Below are 17,975 nucleotides of genomic sequence, written 5' to 3'. Positions count from 1 at the left end.
TATCGACTTGGTACGGATCGTAGTGCTGTTGGTTGGTGTTGTCGCCAGGCAAAACTAGCCGCAATCAGCCAGGAAGCCCGCGCGCAGTTCGAACAGTCAGCACCCGGAAGGTTAACGGAATGTGAACTCCTTGCGGGAAATATCAAACTGGCCGGTCAGCGCCCGAACTTGGTCGTCCATCAGCTGGTCAAAGTCAAGGCCTTTACCCCAGAATTAGCGCCATGGACGCAACCATGATCATTCTGGTGCTGTTGATCGCAACGGCACTGGCCTTCGACTTCACCAACGGGTTTCATGACACCGGTAACGCCATGGCGACGTCCATCGCAACGGGCGCACTCAAGCCCAAGACCGCGGTTCTGCTTGCTGGCGTCCTGAACCTTGTCGGCGCCTTCCTCTCTGTCGAGGTCGCCGTCACGGTGACCACCTCGGTTATCAAGGTGCAAGACAGCAAGACAGGTCATCTGCTGCCCAACATCACCCCGTCCATGGGCCTGACGATCATCTTCGCGGGCCTCATCGGCGGCATCCTGTGGAACCTGCTGACCTGGCTCTTCGGTATTCCGTCCAGCTCGTCGCACGCACTCTTCGGCGGCCTTATCGGTGCCGCCCTCGCCGCCATCGGCCTCTCGGGCGTGAAGTGGGACGGCATCCTGCAGAAGGTCATCATCCCCGCGTTCGCCGCCCCCCTCATCGCGGGTCTGGTCGCGGCCGCTGGCACCTGGCTGGTGTACCGCATCACCCGCAACGTGGTGAAGAAGCGTCGTGAAGAGGGCTTCCGCTGGGGCCAGATCGCCACCGCCTCCCTGGTTGCGCTCTCACACGGAACCAACGACGCACAGAAGACCATGGGTGTCATCGCCCTGGCGCTCATCACCACCGGCCACCTGAGCGGAAACGTGAAGGAGACCGGCCTGCCGTTCTGGATCATCGCCAGCTGCGCCATCGCGATCGGCCTCGGAACCTACCTCGGTGGATGGCGTGTCATCCGGACCCTGGGCAAGGGCCTCGTCGAGATCGAATCGCCTCAGGGTCTGGCAGCCGAAGCGTCCTCGGCCGCGATCATCCTGAGCTCCAGCGCCGCCGGTATGGCCCTGTCCACCACGCACGTCGCCACCGGTTCCATCCTGGGTAGTGGTGTCGGCAAGCCCGGTGCCGAGGTGCGCTGGGCCGTGGCCGGCCGCATGGTGCTGGCTTGGCTGGTCACCTTGCCCGCCGCCGGTATCGTCGGCGCGCTGTCCTACTGGCTCTCCAAGGGCGTCGGCGATCTCACCACGCCGATGGTCGGCGACCTGATCATCTTCGCCCTGCTGGTCGGACTCTCCGGTTACATGTGGTGGCGCGCTCAGCAGGAGAAGGTCGACTCGAGCAACGTCAACGCCGATTGGGATGACTCCACCAACTCGGTGGTGCCCGCCGATGTCCGCGAGGCCAAGACCGAAGCGTCCGGTGAGAGCAAGGATGCCTCGAAGAAGGACTCCGCCAACGACACGGCCTCGGTCTAACCCAACCCCAGCGAAAAGAAGGAATCCTCCATGAACTACTTGGAAGCCATCGGCAAGGTGCTCGTTGTTGGGTTGGTCCTCGGTGCGGGTCTGCCCGCGTTGTTCGCGGCGGGCCTGGTCGCATACTCCTCGGGTGCCGGCGGCGCCAATGACGACGGCACGGTCACCGCACCCAACCCGGCCGTGAAGTTCCTGGGGCTGGCTCTCTTCACTTTGGTGGGAGCGGTTGTCGTGCTCGCGCTGTTGTGGATCACCCGGACGACGATCATTCACCACACGGGCATCGACTTCTTCCCGTTCGTCAAGAAGTAGCGAGACCAACCAAAGACACCCGGCGGGACTACCGCCGGGTGTCTTTGCGTAGTGGGTGGTCCGGTGGGATCTGCACGAAGATCAGCGTGACGCCGTCAGGTGCCGCGACATGCATTTCATGCAAACCCCACGGCTCCTGCTGTGCGGCACGGCTTATCGAGGCACCGCGGCTCTCCAGGTCGGTCTGCGTCGCATACACGTCGCGTACCTGGAGCCAGAGGGCACCCGGAAATGCGGTGAGGGGGCCGTCGGCGCGGCCGTGCCCGGCGATCTCGATGAGGGACTGTCCGGCGAAAAACACCATGCCAGCCCCGTAGTCGCGTGCGACGGCGAGGCCCAGGGTGTCCCGATAGAACGCCAGCGTCGCGTCATAGTCCTTAGGCCGCAACAAAATTCGGCTGGACAATATCTCCATACCCGTGTGTATCACGGGCGCCGAGATATTAAAGGGTTTCGCGCCCCGACATCGCCACCTTTGTCACCAGGCTGGGGGCCACTGCGTTGGTGGCGGCCGACATCACCGAAATTCGCGGGGCGATACGCACCGGCCGGGTACGGGCCGCCAGCACCATCCACTCGGCGGCTTCCGCGGAGGTCAGCGCCGCCGCATTGGTGTACGCCTCGGTCGGCGCGATCATCGGGGTACGCACCAAGGGGAAGTAGAGCGTGCTGGTGTGCACGTTGTACTTGCCGTACTCGGCATCCACGATGCGGCTCACCGTCGAGAGTGCGGCTTTGGAGGCGTTGTACACCGCGAACTGCGGCACCACGTCCGTGAGCACTCCCCAGGTCGCGACGTTGATGATGTGGCCGCTGCGACGTTCGACCATGCCGGGTGCGAACCCGCGGATCAGCCGCAGGGGCGAGAAGTAGTTGAGCTGCATGGTCCGCTCGGCGTCATGCCAGCGATCCAGAGACTCGTAGGTCTTGCGCCGGATGGAGCGACCGGCATTGTTGACCAGGATGTCGACGCCGCCGTGGCGCTCGTTCACGGTCTGCACCAGCTTGTCGATGGCGTCCAGGTCGGACAGGTCGCATGCGATGGCATCCGCGGTACCGCCCGCGGCGGTGATGCGCGCGGCGACCTCGTTCAGCAAGTCTTCACGCCGCGCCACCACGATGACCTTGGCGCCGAGCTTGCCGAATTGGTATGCGGCCTCCTCGCCGATACCCGAGGACGCGCCGGTGATGAGAACGCGCTTGTCCTTGACCGAGACACCGTAGTTTGCGTCGAACTTCGCCCGAATGAGCGATGGGCTGGGGAAAGGCTGCATCAGGGCACGCGCAAAGGCGGTGTTGAGTCGCTTGCTCACCGAGTTCTTACTCACGAGTAAGAACTGTAAGCCCCTCGCGATGAGTGCGAAATGCCGGGCCTGGGTGACTTAGGTCTCGAAGGTATGCCTTACCGGCAGTGTCCTACGCTGGCCTCACTCATCCCCTATGACGACAAGGACGTGGCTATGGGATCGCTGGCAGGTAAGACCATCATCATGTCGGGAGGCAGCCGCGGCATTGGGCTGGCCATCGCACTGCGGGCCGCGCGTGACGGTGCGAATGTCGCGATCATGGCGAAGACGGCCGAGCCGCATCCGAAGCTTCCCGGCACCATCTACACCGCCGCCGACGAGATCGAGGCCGCCGGAGGTCAGGCGCTGGCGATCCTCGGCGACGTCCGTGACGACGAGGTGGTCGCCTCGGCCGTGGCCCAGACGGTCGAGCGGTTCGGTGGGATCGACATTGTGGTCAACAATGCCAGTGCCTTGAATCTGGCTCCCTCGGAATCGATTTCGATGAAGGCCTATGACCTGATGCAGGACATCAACGCCCGGGGCGCCTTCTCGCTGTCGAAGTCGGCGATCGGTGCGCTCAAGGAGGCGGACAACCCGCACATCCTGACCCTGTCGCCGCCGATCACGCTGGAACCCAAGTGGTTCGATCAGACCACGACCGCGTACACGATCTCGAAGTTCTCCATGAGCCTGGTGGCCATCGGGCTGGCGCATGAACTGCGTGAGTACGGCATCGCGTCGAACTCGCTGTGGCCCCGCACCACGATCGACACCGCCGCCATCCGCAACATCCTCGGCGCAGAGCTGGTGGCGCGCTGTCGCTCGGCCGAGATCATGGCCGACGCCGCGTACGAGATCCTGATCAAGCCCAGCCGCGAGGTGACCGGAAACAGCTTCATCGACGACGAGGTGCTCACCGAGGCCGGCGTCACCGACTTCTCGAAGTACCGCCAATGCGCCGAAGAGGACCTCGAACTCGACTTCTGGATGGAGCGCGCGGGGCGGTAACCGCCCGGAGAATCGAGTAGTCGGTTACTCGCGCTCTCCCTGCGACGGTGCGGCGACGATTGCCCCACGCAGTTCGTATAGAGGGGTATTCACGATGTGTAAGACCGAGCCTCGGCGGTGGACGGATCTGTTCCAGCCGCGCATCATGCTGCCCGTCGCTGTCGCGATTGCCGCGCTAGCCGCTGGGCCATTTGTTCGCAGTCCTCTGCTGCTGGGTGTGCTGGGGTTTGTGGGATTACTGGCGTTGACGCTGGCGCTGTTTCCCGCGATCAAACAGGTGGAATTCGGTCTGCCGTCCGGGTTGCGCATAACTGCCGACCTCACCCGGCGGGAAGAAGAGCTGGCGCGGACATTTGAGATCCAAAAACCGATCTTCGAAGAGTGCGCGAGCCTGCTGTGCGACGACCCGGATGTCGGCAAGCGATTGATGGAAACGGCCATAGCCCAAGCGACCCTCAAGTGGCGCGGGCCGGTGCATCAGTCGATCCAGATCTTCACGTTGTGCTGGTTTGTGCACGCGCTGATGGCGCATTCGCGGCTCACGCTGACCGGGCGTCCCGCCGCCGGGCCAAACCCGTTGTCCCAGTTGACGCAGGTTCAGCGGGTGGCCGCGGTACTCAGTGCCTTCGCCGACGTCGGCATCGATGATCTCTCGGACATGCTCGGGTTGACGCCCTCGCAGGTGCAGGCTGAACTCCGGGTTGCCGACGGCGTGCTCGCACCGATTGCCTACGCCCGGGGGTCGGACCGATGAACGATCCGGCCGTTCGCGGGCTGCTGCGTTCCGTCGCGCGTGATCGGCGAGCGGTACATGTCGACGTTCCCCGATCGGTGGCGACCGGAATCGGACAGCTGCGAGGCCAGATCCTGACGTGGTACCTGGTGGCCGGGGCGGTGGCGATCGTGATCGGCACCGGCGCGGTGGGTGCCCGCGTCGCGCTCGCCCAGTCGGCGGGCGGGGAGAGTGATGCGCCTACGCCGGTAGTCAATTCGGTCTCCACCACACCAACGGCGGCGCCGGTGACTGTCACCGCAACGGAAACCGGTACCTCGACCAGGACGGTGACGGAGACGATGACCTCCCACTCGACGGCAACCGTGACGGCGACATCTACCACCACCGAGACGGCGACAACGACCACCACCGAGACAACTACCGAAACAGTGCCGACTACCGTCACCAATACGACGACCGTCACCGTCCCCACAACGGTCACGTCCACGACGACAGTCACGGCGTCGTCGTCGGGCGGTCGCTGCAGGCCTAACCCGTGCTGAGCTGGGCCCGCGGGTCTAGTAGTGCCAGGGGTAGGGCGACCAGTCCGGCTTGCGCTTCTCCAGAAATGAGTCACGGCCCTCGACGGCCTCATCGGTCATGTAGGCCAATCGTGTTGCCTCACCGGCGAACAGCTGCTGCCCGACCAGCCCGTCATCGGTGAGGTTGAAGGCGTACTTGAGCATTCGTTGTGCCTGGGGCGACTTCTCGTTGATGGCGGCGGTCCACTCCAGCGCGACCGTCTCCAGGTGTTCGTGGTCGACGACCTCGTTGACGGCGCCCATGTGATGCATCTGTTCGGCCGTGTAGGGGCGGCCCAGGAAGAAGATCTCACGGGCGAATTTCTGCCCGACCATCTTGGCCAGGTAGGCGCTGCCGTAGCCACCGTCGAAGCTGCCCACATCGGCGTCGGTCTGCTTGAAGCGCGCGTGTTCGCGGCTGGCCAAGGTCAGGTCGCACACCACGTGCAGGCTGTGTCCACCACCGGCGGCCCACCCATTCACCAAGGCGATCACCACCTTTGGCATAAAGCGGATGAGGCGCTGCACCTCCAGAATATGCAGGCGGCCCGCCCGGCCCGGGTCCACAGTCTCGGCGGTCTCGCCCCCGGCGTACTGGTAGCCGGTGCGGCCCCGGATGCGCTGATCGCCGCCGGAGCAGAATGCCCAGCCGCCGTCCTTGGGGCTGGGGCCGTTCCCGGTGAGCAGCACCGCCCCGACATCGGAGGTCATCCGGGCGTGGTCCAGGGTTCGGTAGAGCTCATCGACGGTGTGCGGCCGGAAGGCATTGCGCACCTCGGGCCGGTCGAACGCGATCCGGACGGTCCCTTGGCTGACGTGCCGGTGATAGGTGATGTCGGTCAGATCCTCGAATCCCGCCACCGGCTGCCAGCGAGTCGGGTCAAAGGGATTGGCGGTCTGCCCGTCGTCTTGGGTCATGGCTCCGACTCTAGAGGCCGCCCGATGTGCGGCCGGTCGACGCTACCCGTGAACGACTACGCCGACGACTGTGCCGACGTGGATGTCGTCCACTGGGTGAACAGGCCCGGCGGCGGCTGCTGGCACCAGGCCCACTTGCCACCCTCCTTGCGGAACTGGTTCGGCTTGGTCTGGGTTTGGGTAGCGGCACCGCCAAAGCTGTAGGTCGCGGTGATGTCTCCGGTGGCGCTGTCGCCGATGATCTTGATGTTGTCGATCGCGAACTTCTCGACGGTGGTGTTCTCGCGGATCACCTGCAGCACGGTCGCGGCATAAGCGAACTGGTCGCGTCCGACGATCGCCTTGACCAGGGTGGCGCGCTCGCTGCTTCCCGCACTCGGGAATCGTTGTGCCACACTGCTGGACAAGGTGGAAGTGTCGCCGTACATCAAGGCTTCCTCGGCGCCCTGCCACGAGTTGATCGAGGGCACGAGCTTCTCGTCCGCGGTGCGGCTGGACACCTGGTAGCGCGGGCAGGTCAGGGCATTACCGGCGTCCAGATCGAGGCTGCCGAGGGCCTTGCCGAGCTGGGCGGTGACTTGACGGATCTGGTCTTGATCGCTGACCTGTGAGGTCGCGGGCGGCGGTGGGGGAGTCTCCGAGGGTTTGGTGAGCGTCTTGTAGACAGTGCACCCGGACAGAGCGGTAGCCAGCGTCGCGGCGACCACTATCGCGCGCGCTGACTTGCGGAAACGTGTGGCACGCACCTGAGGCATCGTCGAATACCTTCCCCGTGAGATATGTCAATGGCCAGATCATTAGCCTGGCGTAAGAAACCTAACTCATGGTGGCTCGGTTGTATTCCCGCGCCAGGTACCGGGGATCAGCGCCGCTTGATCGGGTGGCGGCTCAGAATCGAGATGCGATTGAACGTGTTGATCATGATGGCCGACCAGACCAGCACTGATACCTGATCGTCGGAGAGATGCTCCCGCGCGGCGGCGTACTGCTCATCGGTGAGGTGGCCTGCGGTGACCTCCGTCACGGCTTCGGCGATCGTCAGGGCCGCGCGCTCGACATCGGTGAACAACTCGGCCTCCTGCCACACCGGCAGTACTGCGATCCGCTGAGCTGACTCACCTTCCTCGAGTGCGACCCGGGTGTGCAGATCGAGACAGAACAGGCAGCGATTGAGTTGGGATACGCGAATATTGACCAATTCCAGCGTTGTTCGCGAGAGCCCGGCCTCGGTGGCCTGGGCGCGGAGTTCGGCGGCGGCTTTGGTCAGCCCCTGGTAGACGGACGGAGTCTGCTTGTCGATGTATACGCGCTTCGCGGTCATCCCTGGCGGGCCTCGACCGCGGCCAGTGCCTCCGGTGTCACCGGGTCGACGATGTCGTCGAACTCATGGTGCTTGCCGACGAATTTCCGGACGTACGGGCACACCGGCACGATCCTGCGCCCGGTGGACCGTGTGGATTGCAGGGCCGACTCAACGAGTGTCCCGGCGAGGCCGCGGCCGCCGAACTTCTCGTCGATCTCCGTGTGATAGAAAATCCGCACCTTCGTGCCGCTCAGCGCGGTATCCAGGTATTCGGTGAAGCCCGCGCGTTCGTCGTCTGCCGTTATCTCGAATCGGTGGTTATCGGGTGCGTCGGCGACCGTGGTGGTGGATTCGGATCCGTCCATGGTGACCAACTATGCCGCACGCACCGTGAGTTCGGCCGATGATGAGGACATGAGCAATACCGAGACAGCCCCGACGGAGACCCGCTGCGAGGGTGGGCCGTGCCCGCGGGATGGACGTGGCCGTCCGGTGGTCGAAATACTCACTCCCCGAGAGGTTCCTCTCGGGGGGCCACGTGCGATGACGGTGCTGCGGACCCTGCCTCAGGCCGGGAGATCGCTGATCGGCGCCTGGTGCTTCGCCGACCACTACGGACCCGACGACATCGCGCAGTCCGGCGGCATGGATGTGGCGCCCCATCCGCATACCGGACTGCAGACGGTCAGCTGGCTGTTCGCCGGAGAGATCGAGCATCGCGATAGCAACGGAGTGCACGCGATGGTGCGGCCGGGGGAGCTCAACCTGATGACGGGTGGGCACGGCATCTGCCACTCGGAGGTGTCGACGGCCCACACCACCACGCTGCACGGCGTACAGCTATGGGTCGCGTTGCCCGATGAATCCCGGGACGCGGCACGGGATTTTCAGCATTACGCGCCCGATGCGGTCGCCGTGGGTGGGGTCAGTCTGCGTGTGTTTTTGGGGACCCTGGCGGGGCAGGTATCGCCGGTGCGCACTGCCACGCCGTTGCTTGGTGCCGAGCTGACATTGCAACCGCGCAGCCTGGTGCGATTCGACGTCGATCCCGGTTTTGAGCACGGGCTGCTGGTGGACACCGAGGCGGTGGAGTTGTCCGGAACCAGGTTGTCGCGGGGCGAGCTCGGGTACGTCGGTACCGGCGTCGACCAGCTCACCGTGCTCAACCCGACCGATACGGTAGCGCGGGCGATCCTGTTGGGCGGCAGGCCGTTCGGTGAGCAGATCGTGATGTGGTGGAACTTCGTCGGCCGTGATCACGACGAGATCGCGGGGTTTCGCGAGGAGTGGCAGACCGAGTCCGAGCGCTTCGGGCAGGTGCAGGGATATGAGGGTGCGGTGCCTCGTTTGCCTGCTCCGCCACTGCCGACCGTGCGGATGGTCCCGAGGCGCAACGCGCCGACCGCCAACCCGGGAATTTAGATGCCGCTGAACAGAATTGTCTCGTATGTTCGTGCCACCGCCTGGATGAGTTTTCTGCTCCAGTGGTGGACCGAGCCGGTCCCGACGGGCTGGTTGCGGGCCTTCCTGCGGGAACGCAAGCTCGATCGGACCGTTCGCAACCTCATCGGCGGGTATGCGTTGATTTTCGCCGCGATCTGCGTGGCGGTGCAGTTCAGCGACACCGGGCCCCGAAGCACGGTGGGTCGCGCCATCGTCGTGGTGTGCGCTCTCGGCGCGCTGGGTTGGGCGGTGCGCTGGGTGGTAGGGCCGTGGCCTTCTCTGCGTGAAGCGGTCGCGTTTGTCGCCTTCGCCGACGTCGGAATCGCGGTGGCCTGCTGGCAGGACTCCGACCCACTGGCAGGTTTGGTGGGAACGGTGCTGTTCACGCCGGTCGGCGCGTACGTCAGCTTCTTCCTGGGTAACCGGCTGTTGCTGGCGCACGTGGCGTGGTGCGGCCCGGTGATCTTCGCGCTGTCGCTGCGTCTGCTGGCCGAGGGCACGGTGGGTGCGGCGATGACTGCAGTGGTGAAGGTGACCAGCATGCTGGTGGTCGTGGTGTTGATACCCATGGTCATCCAATTCGGGATCGCGGTCGTGCGCTTGGATGCGCTGGCGGCACAGCGGGATCCGCTCACCGGGCTGCTCAACCGGCGCGGCATCTACGGCGAGTGGCAGCGTCTGCACGGCGGGTTGATGCGTGCGCACGGGTTAGAAGGCGACCGGGTGGTCGCCGCCGCCATCGTCGATATCGATCGCTTCAAGTCGATCAACGATCAGTACGGCCACGGCACGGGTGACCGGGTGCTTGTCGACCTGGCCAACGCGTTCGTGGGCGAATCGATGCGGGGAAACACGGTGGGCCGCTCGGGCGGCGAGGAGTTCATCGTAGTGACAATCTGCCCTGCGCACGCCGTCGTCGATTTCGCCACCCGGCTCCGGGAAGCGGTGACGGCGTCCAAGCCGGCAGGCATCGCGGTGACCGCGAGTGTGGGGGTGGCGGCGCAGCCGGTTTCCAGTGTGGCGTCGGCGGCATCACGAGAGGCCATCGACGTACTGACCGCCTGCGCCGATCGTGCGATGTATGAGGCGAAGCGCAATGGCGGCAATCAATCTCGGATCCTTCACCCGGGATTGGATTCCGGTGATCACTACGTGTGGCAGTCGGGCGCCTAGCCTTCCAGCGGATCAAACCGGAAGACGGCGGCAATCCCGGCGAGAGCTTCGAACTCATCGGGGGTGCCCTCTTTGACCAGTCCGGCGTTTCTGATGAAGCCGACTCCGGTGGGTACCTCGACCGGAAACGCGCGCAGCACCGGTCGGGAATCTTCGGGCGACAGCTCGATGATCCGGACCCGCTGGGTGCGGCGGCCTTGGGTCAGGGTGCCCTCTTTGGCCTTGCGTGCGTTGGTAATCCATGACGATCCGGGAACTCCGCCGACGGCATAGCGGTGGCCGTCGAGTGTGAACGGGGTGATGGGAGTCGGCCGCGGCTTGCCCGACTTGGCGCCCGGCACGGTGAGGACCACCATCGGCAATTTGAGGCCTATCTTGTGCCCGCCGATGACGACCTTGTTGAAGTATCTGAGCCATTTGGGAACGGGCTTGATGTCAACTGACATGACATTAGGGTACGCCCGCGTGACGTCGACGGCTAGAGATGGGCATTTTTGGGCTGCGTGGCATCGATACAACGGCAGGACAATCGCGCCTGTATGAGATACAAACATTTCAACATGACTCAAGATGTACAGCCAAAAGGTCAAAATTACTGGGTATATGCCCACATATACTCATCGCCACTTGCATCACTGATACGATCTGCTAGATTTGTATCACCGAACTCGGACGGTTCAAATGGATGAGGGGCTTGATATGGCGGAGATAGTGTCGGGCGAACGGGCGCAGACTGGCTCCGAAGGCGGATCCGATGGGGGCGAGTCCTCGGATGACTTCTTGTTGGCGGACACCCCGATAACCAAGAACGTGATCTACGGGCCCGCGTATGTGCCGCGGCTGGAGGGCGACGACAGCTTGATGCGCGGTCAGCAGCAGCCTGTCCCGGTACCGGCGAACTCGTTATTGTGGAAGTACTTCGGCGAGTACTCGGTGATGCTTGCCGGCGGGGCTAACGCCGGGCTACTGCAGAGTCTTTTTCCTCAAGTGGCGCAGGGTGTTTCCGAGCATTCCCAGTTGCTCAACTCGAAGGACTATCGCGAGGTCGCGCAGCGGATCATCAACACCCAGGTGGGTATCAACAAGGTCATGTACTCGTCGCCAGAGGTCGCCAAGAAGTACGGAATTCAGCTACGCAATTACCACAAGTCGGTCAAGGGAGATATGCCTAACGGGCGTAGCTATCACGCGCTCAATGCAGAGGCGTGGTACTTCACTCATGCCACCTTCTTTGTGAGCGTCTATGAAGCCAGTGACGCCGGGCTGTTCCGCAGACCATTGACATGGGAGGAGAAAGAGCAGATCTTCGAGGAGTCCAAGGCGTGGTACTCGCTGATGGGTGTCGACGATCGGGCACAGCCGGAAACGTACGCTGACTTCGAAAAGTACTGGGAACACACGCTGAAAACCCGGATGTTCGCCAGCAAAATGTCTGACTACAACTTTGTGATGGTGCGCGGCGGAAACTTCGACAAACTGGTGCCTCCACGTCTGCGCCCCGTGATGCGGCAGGCGGCACCGCTGATTCGCCGGATGCTGCGGATCGTCACGGTGGCGCCACTCAAACCGGAAATCCGGGATGCCTTACGGGTGAACGATTTGTACTCGCCGGTTGATGCCAAGATCTTCCGCGCCATGATCTGGGTGCAGCGTTGGGTACGGGAGGGTATGAGGATTGCGCACGTACCGCTGAAGTATCGGTACATACCGGTTGCGGTCGAGGCATTCGAGCGCGCGGGTGTGCACCCCGACGACATCACGCTGGAGTCGGCGCGGGAAGCGTTGGCCCGTGCGCGAGCTGAGGCTGGAGGCGCCCGGTCGCTGTCCACAGCGTTGAGCGCGGAAGTGGTAGTCACGGGCACCAGCTGTGCGAAATGCCAACGGGAACTTGAGGTGTGTGCCGACTGCGAGGGCACGGGCCACGTGCAGGACGAGGTATGCGATGTCTGCGACGGGGTTGGGCGCGGTTGCCGGGTCCATCACAACAACTGGCAACAGGCGGGCCGTGGCAATGGCGTCGGGCTTGAGGACGACCTCTCGGCTGTGGGTTCGTCTTCGGGTAACTGACAGCACGGCCGCGCTTGGCCCGGCAAAAATCTATCGAGATGCCTCATGAGATGTCGGTGGGGTGTCACCGGAGGAGGGAATCCATGACCGATACGAAGGTCGGCGATGACACATCGACGCAGGACGGTATCGACCCGGACGTGTTGACGATCGATACGCCCGTCGGGCGGAACGTCTTCTATGCGGGGACTCGGCTCCCGGACCGTGGCAACGACGGAAGTTTGGGGCCGCGGGAACGCGCGCACCATCCCGTACCGCCGGACTCGCTGCTGTGGAAGTACGCGCTGGACCCATTCGTGTTGGCTGCTACCGGACAGCGAATCGCCATCATCGAGAACATGTGGCCGCAGCTGGGGCAGGGAGTATCGGATCACTCGTTGATCCTGAAGTCCAGCGACTTTCAGGTGTTGGCGCAGCGGGGAAAGAACTCGATCAAGGCGATCTCCGGAGTGCTGTATGCGACACCCGAGGATGCGCACAAAGTGGGTGTGCAGTTGCGCAACTTCCACAAGCCCATCAAAGGGGACATGCCAGGCGGCCGTAAGTATCACGCGATCAATGCCGATACCTGGTACTTCACCCATGCGACATTTTTCGAGCTTATTTACCGTGCCAGTGATCTGGGGGTGCTGGAGCGGCCCTTAACTCGAGACGAGAAGGAGCAGATCTTCGAGGAATCCAAGGAGTGGTACTCCTTGTTCGGAGTCGACGACCACCATCAGCCGGACACCTATGACGAGTTTGAAAAGTATTGGGAGCGTGTGATGCACCATGAGCTCACCGACTCCAAGTTGTCCCAGTACACCGTTGGGTTGGCCTACCCGGGTGCGGCGGCGAAGCTGTTCAGCAGGGCGCTTCCACCCCCGTTGCGCCCCTTGGCCCGACCAGTCGGCGCGGTCAGCGGTGGTCTGCTTCGGTTGATCACTATCGGTCCGCTGGAGCCACACATTCGCCAACAGCTCGGGTTGGCGTGGAGTTCGCGCGAAGAGCGGCGGTTCCGTCGGTACATCGCTATGTTGCGCCGCACTCGAATGACCTTGATCCGACTCAAGGTTCCTCTGCGGTACCGGTTTACACCGGCCGGCGCAGCGGCGTTCGCGCGTGAGGGGCTCGACCCGAAGGACATCACGCTGGATTCGGCTCGTGCCGCGCTGTGGCAGGCACGGGCAAGCCGGGCCGCCGTGTCGGCAGTCGTCGCCTTCGATCCCGATTCCGTCGTAGTGCCGCCTGAGGATGCGGTGTGTGCCAAATGCGCTCGGCGGTTGGAGAACTGCGAGGAATGCGTTGGCGCGGGGCATGTCGAGGGTGATCGTTGTGATGTGTGCCTGGGCACTAGACGGGGATGCCCTGTACATCATGACGACTGGGCTCTGCCGTTGTGACGGCCTTGGCGTGTGGTTGCCGGGCACTGCTCCGGTTGGTTCTGTTGGTAAGTGTTCCTTTGATGCTTCTTCCCGGAATCTCCGGGAGTTCTTACGCTCTCGCCGAGGCTGAACACGCTGTCCGGTATGTCGTCACGGCGGACGCAGGCCAAGAGGTGACCATTCACTTCCGGGTGGCCCCTCAGACCGAGAGTTGGAGTGGGGTGCACTCGGAGAACTACTGGGTGAGCCCCGAGGAGCCGTGGGAGCAGAGCATTGCGCTGGAGGATCCGGGGAGCGCGTACGTGTCGGTACGAAACATTTGGTGGAATCCGAATCTGCGCTGCGAGATCTGGGTTGACGGCAAGCGCACGCTGGAGAGCAGTGGTGTTTGCATTCCCCGCCCGGTAGCGGTCGGGTAGCGGGATGCGCTGCGGTTGCTTTCGGGAGACCGCGGCTCCCGTGGATCTTGGTACGATTACTCCCTGTTGTCTCAGCTGTTGAGCGTTATGGGAGGTTCGGTGTCGGATCAAGGATTGAACCTGGCGAACGTGTTCCACGATGATGCCGACGACCCGATTCTCGAGGCGGCTCATGATGAGTTCAGCATCTCAGGCATCCAACGAACCAATATGGATACGGTGGCCCGCCATGCCGGCGTCAGTCGGGCGACCCTATACCGCCGGTTCCCTACCAAGTCATCGCTTCTCGACGCGGTGGCGTTGCGAGCCGGGATGTGGGGTGGCAAGCGCATCGCCCGGATGACCGACGGCCAGACTCCTCAGGAGGCAGTCGTGACCGCATTCGTCGAATCCGCACGGATGCTGCGTTCGGTGCCATTTTTCGGTGAGTTGTTGAACTTCGCAATGTCTAAGCACATTGGCGGTGACCACATGCTCGCCCACATGTTCACCAAGCAACAGTTCGGCTCGACATTTGTGCACGGCATAACGCTCACTCTGCGGCGCGCGGGCGCCACAATGCCGGACGACGAGCTGTATGTAGTCGCCGAGATCCTCTTGCGTATGGCTATATCGATCACGCTTTCGCCTTCGCCTGCCATGGATATCTTGAATGACAAATCGATCGCGAAGTTTGTCCGGCAATTCCTGGCACCGATGGTGTACTAGGCGGGAGTGCCCTCGGCGCTCTGCGTACTGCTCGCGAACGCCAGCATGTCGCGAATATCGATGAGTTTCTCGCGAGGGGCTCCGCGTAGTCGGCCGCGAACCCTTTCTGCTGAATCGATTTTCTCCCACCCCCGTCCGTCGACGATGGCTATTCCACGACTCCTCAGAAGTATCAGCGCGCCGTCTTTCGAACCCGTGGGTTCCGGCAGCGTTGCGTCGTCGAAGTCGGCCAGGAGACGGTTCGCGGTTTCCAGGCTGCACATCCGGTTGCGGCCGATTCCACCCTGTGGACCCCGCTTGATCCAACCCGCCACGTATGTCCCCGGACGTCCGGCGACGGCACCGGCCTCGTTCGGGACGACGGCCAAGCGGTCGTCGAAGGGTAGCCCGGATACGGGGCTGCCCCGATAGCCTGTGGCCCGGATAATCAGCCCGGCGGAGATGGTTTCCGGTTCGCCGGAATGCTGTCGTCCATCGACGCCGTAGTAACTGGACCGGATTCGAATGCCGGTGCACCCGGATTCGTCGCCGACGATCTCGTGTGGTGTCGTATGAAACCTGAGGCGGATGGTGCGAGACGGGCGAGCCCACTGTTTCGGTTTACGTTCGGCGGTTTCTCGCGCGAATCGGATTTTCGCGGACGTCGTGGAGTCGAGAGTGCCGTCCTCGAACGCCCGCTGGATGTCGGGATGCACACCGAGGTTGTTCCGTTCGATCTCGATACCGGTATCGCGCAGCTGCGTGAGTGCAAGGAACTCCGGTGTCGAGTAGGCGGCATGCGCGACATCCCGCCGTGCCAGCACCGTCACCTCGCGAATCTTGCTGTCTCTCAATGTCTTGAGCACATCGGACGGAATGTCGGAGCGCCGCAGGGCCTCGTGCTCAAGTGTCAGAATGCGTGCCACGTCAAGGGCGACGTTGCCGTTTCCGATGATCACTGCGTGCCTGGTGGCGAGGTCGATGGGTGGGTCGGGGTGATCAGGATGCCCGTTGTACCAGGCCACGACCTCGCGTGCGGACACCGAGTTGGAGAGTTCTTCTCCGGGTAGGCCGAGCTTTCGGTCCTCCGAGGCCCCGGTTGCGTAGACCACGGCGTGGTAGTTCCGGGCCAGTTCGTCGTGACTGATGTCTCGTCCGACGTCGACGTTCAGGACGTACCGGAACTCTTCGCGCCCCGCAACCTTCTCGAACAGGCGTTGCACATTCTTCGTGTCCTGGTGATCGGGAGCCACCCCGGCCCGTACCAGACCATAGGGGGTGGGCAGCCTGTCGAACATGTCAACCGTCGTGTTGAGGTGTTCCAAAAGACGTTCGGCAACAAAGAATCCCGCGGGTCCCGAACCCACGATTGCCACTCGAAGTTCCGATGAGAGCGCCGGTAATGCTCCACGCCAGCGCATGTAGGTCCCGGTCCGGACATCGTGATCGCGGTAGTAGTCGGCGTTGATAGTCAGGTACGGCCAATCCCGGGGACTCATCTCATCGTCTCGGACGATGGCCGACACGGGGCATTCGTCGATGCACTGCCCGCAGTCGATGCAGGTGGCCGGGTCGATGTAGAGCATCTCCGCGCTCCCGAACTCCGGCTCGGACGGGGTGGGATGAATGCAGTTGACGGGGCAGACGGCTACGCAGCTGGCGTCGTTGCAGCATGCTCGGGTTATCAGATGTGTCATCGAGATCCAGATACTCAGGCGGCGTCGTGTGTACTTGCGCGGGTGCCCGGCCGCCATCGCTGAAGGAACGTTCTCAGATACACAACGGGGGGCAGGTTGGGTGCCACACCCCACCTGACTTCCTGGTCATCGGTATCGATCGGCTCGGTGGCCAGCGTGGCGGGGTCGAAGCGGCGGACGACGGCCGGAAACCCTTGAGAGAAAGCCAGGGAGTTTTGGAAGGTCGGCAGGATGTGGCCCTTGTCGACGCCCCATTCGAATTCCCGCAACAAAGTGTGGTAGACGGCGGAGATCTGCATCTTGGCGAAGTGCATTCCGATGCATTTGTGCACCCCGCCGCCGAAGGGCATCCACTTAGCCCGATGGTCCTTGTCTTCCGCGCGCTCAGGCGAGAATCGATCCGGATCGAACCTTCGTGGGTTGGTCCAGATCTTGGGGTTGGTGTGGTGTGACCACGTTATTGCCAGTATGACTTTGCCGCGCGGAATGCGATAGCCCAGTATCTGAGTGTCCCGGACGGCACCGCGAACCATCAAGAACACCGGTGTCCGGAAACGCAACGTCTCCTTCATGATGTTCTGCAACTCGGTCATCTTGCTGAAATCGGTCGCGTCCGGGTTCTCCGGCAGGCTGAAGGCCTGAGCCCTGGCGCGGCGCTGCCACCGTGGGTTGAGCGCGAGGTAGTAGGCCATGTTGGTCATGGTGATGGTTGTGGTGTCATGCGCTGCGAACAGAAAAAACAGCATGTGTTGCATGATCTGGCGGTCGCTGAATCGGTCACCGTCGACAGTGCGCGCCCGGCACAGCTGTGACATCAGGTCTGGAGTTGGCGCCCCGGTCTTTTTCGCGTGAACCCACGAATAGAGGAAGCGGTGCAGATAACGCCGAGCCTGGGTCTGTCGGATGATGTTGGTGCTCACCAAATCGTCGAACGCCTTGCCTACCTTGAAGATTTCGTCGCGGGACAAGGTGATTCCCATGAATACCTCGATGGCCACAGACATGTTGATGTGCTTGAACAGCTTGCGCTGATCGACATCTCTACCGAGCGGACAGGCGCGTACAGCGGACTGGATCTTGGGCCCGATTTGTTTCATGTAGCCGGATAGTTCCATCGGACCCATGGCTTGCTGCAGTAGCAGTCGGTCGTGGCGATGCTCATCGAATTCCATCTGCAGGATCGAGCGAGTGAACGAACCGGTCCTGGTCAGTGTGGGCCCCCAACCGGCCTCTGCCGAGAGGTCATCGTTCTTGTTGAGGGCGACCGCTTCGGCGAACGCCGGATCACCACTGATGATTCCTTGCTTGAAGACCGGCGGCACCGGGAGCGCAATGCGTACCGCGGGAGAATTGTGCCGATCCTGCAGCTTGCCAAATGCCTCACCGGGAGCCTTGTACAGCAGGTACCAGGACAGTCTCAGGTAGTCCAGCGGTGTGAGCGCTGGGATCTCTGGGACGGTGCTCGCGACTTCGCTCATCAGATGACTCTTTCGC

The 17,975-nt window shown here is 63.0% G+C and carries 20 protein-coding genes and 1 pseudogene; 12 read left to right on the top strand and 9 right to left on the bottom strand.

The genetic code is table 11. The features are described from left to right. Positions 1–22: 22 nt before the first annotated feature. The 3 genes and pseudogenes from RHO23_RS16475 (at position 23) to RHO23_RS16465 (ending at position 1,817) form a co-directional block, all read left to right on the top strand. Positions 23–237, top strand: a pseudogene (locus tag RHO23_RS16475) (hypothetical protein). After that, positions 222–1,505 carry an inorganic phosphate transporter gene (locus RHO23_RS16470; protein WP_030096547.1) on the top strand — a complete coding sequence of 428 codons (1,284 nt, stop codon included), beginning with the start codon at positions 222–224 and terminating at the stop codon, positions 1,503–1,505. Before RHO23_RS16475 ends, RHO23_RS16470 begins: the two are co-directional and overlap by 16 nt. 30 nt (positions 1,506–1,535) lie before the next feature. After that, positions 1,536–1,817 carry a hypothetical protein gene (locus tag RHO23_RS16465; RefSeq protein ID WP_030096548.1) on the top strand — a complete coding sequence of 94 codons (282 nt, stop codon included), beginning with the start codon at positions 1,536–1,538 and terminating at the stop codon, positions 1,815–1,817. A gap of 28 nt (positions 1,818–1,845) precedes the next feature. On the opposite strand, the gene RHO23_RS16460 is transcribed toward RHO23_RS16465, so the two are convergent. Together RHO23_RS16460 and RHO23_RS16455 are read right to left on the bottom strand one after the other, a co-directional pair. After that, positions 1,846–2,232, bottom strand: coding sequence for a VOC family protein (locus tag RHO23_RS16460; RefSeq protein WP_057964836.1), 387 nt, complete (start codon positions 2,230–2,232; stop codon positions 1,846–1,848). A 28-nt stretch (positions 2,233–2,260) separates the two neighbouring features. Further along, positions 2,261–3,145 carry an SDR family oxidoreductase gene (locus RHO23_RS16455; RefSeq protein WP_070923000.1) on the bottom strand — a complete coding sequence of 295 codons (885 nt, stop codon included), beginning with the start codon at positions 3,143–3,145 and terminating at the stop codon, positions 2,261–2,263. A gap of 132 nt (positions 3,146–3,277) precedes the next feature. On the opposite strand from RHO23_RS16455, the gene RHO23_RS16450 reads away from it, so the two are divergent. The 3 genes from RHO23_RS16450 to RHO23_RS16440 all read left to right on the top strand — a co-directional run bounded on the left by RHO23_RS16450 (position 3,278) and on the right by RHO23_RS16440 (position 5,392). Continuing rightward, a complete protein-coding gene (locus RHO23_RS16450) occupies positions 3,278–4,114 on the top strand; it encodes an SDR family oxidoreductase (protein ID WP_070922999.1) in 837 nt (278 codons plus the stop codon). A 94-nt stretch (positions 4,115–4,208) separates the two neighbouring features. Then, positions 4,209–4,868 carry a hypothetical protein gene (locus RHO23_RS16445; protein WP_064409576.1) on the top strand — a complete coding sequence of 220 codons (660 nt, stop codon included), beginning with the start codon at positions 4,209–4,211 and terminating at the stop codon, positions 4,866–4,868. Beyond that, positions 4,865–5,392, top strand: a complete 528-nt coding sequence (locus RHO23_RS16440; RefSeq protein WP_418037319.1) for a hypothetical protein — start codon at positions 4,865–4,867, stop codon at positions 5,390–5,392. The genes RHO23_RS16445 and RHO23_RS16440 overlap by 4 nt, the downstream gene beginning before the upstream one ends. 15 nt (positions 5,393–5,407) lie before the next feature. Here RHO23_RS16440 and RHO23_RS16435 read toward each other — a convergent pair whose 3' ends face one another. From RHO23_RS16435 to RHO23_RS16420, 4 genes are all read right to left on the bottom strand, one after another. Next, on the bottom strand, positions 5,408–6,328 hold the full coding sequence (locus RHO23_RS16435) for a 1,4-dihydroxy-2-naphthoyl-CoA synthase (protein WP_030096554.1): 921 nt from the start codon (positions 6,326–6,328) through the stop codon (positions 5,408–5,410). Positions 6,329–6,384: 56 nt separating this feature from the next. Beyond that, positions 6,385–7,035: a hypothetical protein gene (locus RHO23_RS16430; protein WP_057967906.1), complete on the bottom strand. Its 651-nt coding sequence runs from the start codon at positions 7,033–7,035 to the stop codon at positions 6,385–6,387. Between the two features lie 155 nt (positions 7,036–7,190). Beyond that, a complete protein-coding gene (locus RHO23_RS16425; RefSeq protein WP_064409574.1) occupies positions 7,191–7,649 on the bottom strand; it encodes a carboxymuconolactone decarboxylase family protein in 459 nt (152 codons plus the stop codon). Next, complete coding sequence (locus RHO23_RS16420; RefSeq protein WP_418037320.1) at positions 7,646–7,996, bottom strand: GNAT family N-acetyltransferase; 351 nt, start codon at positions 7,994–7,996, stop codon at positions 7,646–7,648. Before RHO23_RS16420 ends, RHO23_RS16425 begins: the two co-directional genes overlap by 4 nt. Positions 7,997–8,045: 49 nt before the next feature. Between RHO23_RS16420 and RHO23_RS16415 the strand changes: the two genes are divergently transcribed. Continuing rightward, on the top strand, positions 8,046–9,053 hold the full coding sequence (locus tag RHO23_RS16415; RefSeq protein WP_418039850.1) for a pirin family protein: 1,008 nt from the start codon (positions 8,046–8,048) through the stop codon (positions 9,051–9,053). Next, the gene (locus RHO23_RS16410) at positions 9,054–10,247 is read left to right on the top strand and encodes a GGDEF domain-containing protein (protein WP_064409572.1); all 1,194 of its coding nucleotides are present in this window, start codon (positions 9,054–9,056) and stop codon (positions 10,245–10,247) included. Here RHO23_RS16410 and RHO23_RS16405 read toward each other — a convergent pair. Continuing rightward, on the bottom strand, positions 10,244–10,693 hold the full coding sequence (locus RHO23_RS16405) for a nitroreductase/quinone reductase family protein (RefSeq protein ID WP_070941449.1): 450 nt from the start codon (positions 10,691–10,693) through the stop codon (positions 10,244–10,246). The two genes, RHO23_RS16410 and RHO23_RS16405, sit on opposite strands and share 4 nt — an antisense overlap. 253 nt (positions 10,694–10,946) lie before the next feature. Here RHO23_RS16405 and RHO23_RS16400 point away from each other — a divergent pair, with 253 nt between their 5' ends. The 4 genes from RHO23_RS16400 (at position 10,947) to RHO23_RS16385 (ending at position 14,805) form a co-directional block, all read left to right on the top strand. Next, positions 10,947–12,314 (top strand): oxygenase MpaB family protein, encoded by a 1,368-nt coding sequence (locus tag RHO23_RS16400; RefSeq protein WP_423488053.1) that lies wholly within the window; start codon positions 10,947–10,949, stop codon positions 12,312–12,314. Between the two features lie 83 nt (positions 12,315–12,397). After that, entirely contained in the window at positions 12,398–13,696 is a 1,299-nt protein-coding gene (locus RHO23_RS16395; RefSeq protein ID WP_070941447.1) for an oxygenase MpaB family protein, read from the top strand. A gap of 62 nt (positions 13,697–13,758) precedes the next feature. Next, positions 13,759–14,097: a hypothetical protein gene (locus RHO23_RS16390; protein ID WP_423488052.1), complete on the top strand. Its 339-nt coding sequence runs from the start codon at positions 13,759–13,761 to the stop codon at positions 14,095–14,097. A 99-nt stretch (positions 14,098–14,196) separates the two neighbouring features. Then, positions 14,197–14,805 (top strand): TetR/AcrR family transcriptional regulator, encoded by a 609-nt coding sequence (locus RHO23_RS16385; RefSeq protein WP_164687567.1) that lies wholly within the window; start codon positions 14,197–14,199, stop codon positions 14,803–14,805. Here the strand turns inward: RHO23_RS16385 and RHO23_RS16380 are convergent. Beyond that, on the bottom strand, positions 14,802–16,481 hold the full coding sequence (locus RHO23_RS16380; RefSeq protein WP_070942078.1) for an FAD-dependent oxidoreductase: 1,680 nt from the start codon (positions 16,479–16,481) through the stop codon (positions 14,802–14,804). The genes RHO23_RS16385 and RHO23_RS16380 overlap by 4 nt on opposite strands. Positions 16,482–16,495: 14 nt before the next feature. Further along, on the bottom strand, positions 16,496–17,959 hold the full coding sequence (locus RHO23_RS16375) for a cytochrome P450 (protein WP_070941444.1): 1,464 nt from the start codon (positions 17,957–17,959) through the stop codon (positions 16,496–16,498). Positions 17,960–17,975: the final 16 nt, after the last annotated feature.

Origin of the sequence: Mycobacteroides sp. PCS013, from assembly GCF_049532645.1 — a bacterium.
Lineage (GTDB): Bacteria > Actinomycetota > Actinomycetes > Mycobacteriales > Mycobacteriaceae > Mycobacterium > Mycobacterium gwanakae.
This window is presented reverse-complemented; position numbering and strand designations above follow the sequence as displayed.

Bases quoted from the DNA above. Each gene is read 5' to 3' on its own strand.
- RHO23_RS16470 (WP_030096547.1), top strand. From the start codon at position 222: ATGGACGCAACCATGATCATTCTGGTGCTGTTGATCGCAACGGCACTG.
- RHO23_RS16465 (WP_030096548.1), top strand. From the start codon at position 1,536: ATGAACTACTTGGAAGCCATCGGCAAGGTGCTCGTTGTTGGGTTGGTC.
- RHO23_RS16460 (WP_057964836.1), bottom strand. From the start codon at position 2,232: ATGGAGATATTGTCCAGCCGAATTTTGTTGCGGCCTAAGGACTATGAC.
- RHO23_RS16450 (WP_070922999.1), top strand. From the start codon at position 3,278: ATGGGATCGCTGGCAGGTAAGACCATCATCATGTCGGGAGGCAGCCGC.
- RHO23_RS16445 (WP_064409576.1), top strand. From the start codon at position 4,209: ATGTGTAAGACCGAGCCTCGGCGGTGGACGGATCTGTTCCAGCCGCGC.
- RHO23_RS16440 (WP_418037319.1), top strand. From the start codon at position 4,865: ATGAACGATCCGGCCGTTCGCGGGCTGCTGCGTTCCGTCGCGCGTGAT.
- RHO23_RS16435 (WP_030096554.1), bottom strand. From the start codon at position 6,328: ATGACCCAAGACGACGGGCAGACCGCCAATCCCTTTGACCCGACTCGC.
- RHO23_RS16425 (WP_064409574.1), bottom strand. From the start codon at position 7,649: ATGACCGCGAAGCGCGTATACATCGACAAGCAGACTCCGTCCGTCTAC.
- RHO23_RS16420 (WP_418037320.1), bottom strand. From the start codon at position 7,996: ATGGACGGATCCGAATCCACCACCACGGTCGCCGACGCACCCGATAAC.
- RHO23_RS16415 (WP_418039850.1), top strand. From the start codon at position 8,046: ATGAGCAATACCGAGACAGCCCCGACGGAGACCCGCTGCGAGGGTGGG.
- RHO23_RS16410 (WP_064409572.1), top strand. From the start codon at position 9,054: ATGCCGCTGAACAGAATTGTCTCGTATGTTCGTGCCACCGCCTGGATG.
- RHO23_RS16405 (WP_070941449.1), bottom strand. From the start codon at position 10,693: ATGTCAGTTGACATCAAGCCCGTTCCCAAATGGCTCAGATACTTCAAC.
- RHO23_RS16400 (WP_423488053.1), top strand. From the start codon at position 10,947: ATGGCGGAGATAGTGTCGGGCGAACGGGCGCAGACTGGCTCCGAAGGC.
- RHO23_RS16395 (WP_070941447.1), top strand. From the start codon at position 12,398: ATGACCGATACGAAGGTCGGCGATGACACATCGACGCAGGACGGTATC.
- RHO23_RS16390 (WP_423488052.1), top strand. From the start codon at position 13,759: ATGCTTCTTCCCGGAATCTCCGGGAGTTCTTACGCTCTCGCCGAGGCT.
- RHO23_RS16380 (WP_070942078.1), bottom strand. From the start codon at position 16,481: ATGACACATCTGATAACCCGAGCATGCTGCAACGACGCCAGCTGCGTA.
- RHO23_RS16375 (WP_070941444.1), bottom strand. From the start codon at position 17,959: ATGAGCGAAGTCGCGAGCACCGTCCCAGAGATCCCAGCGCTCACACCG.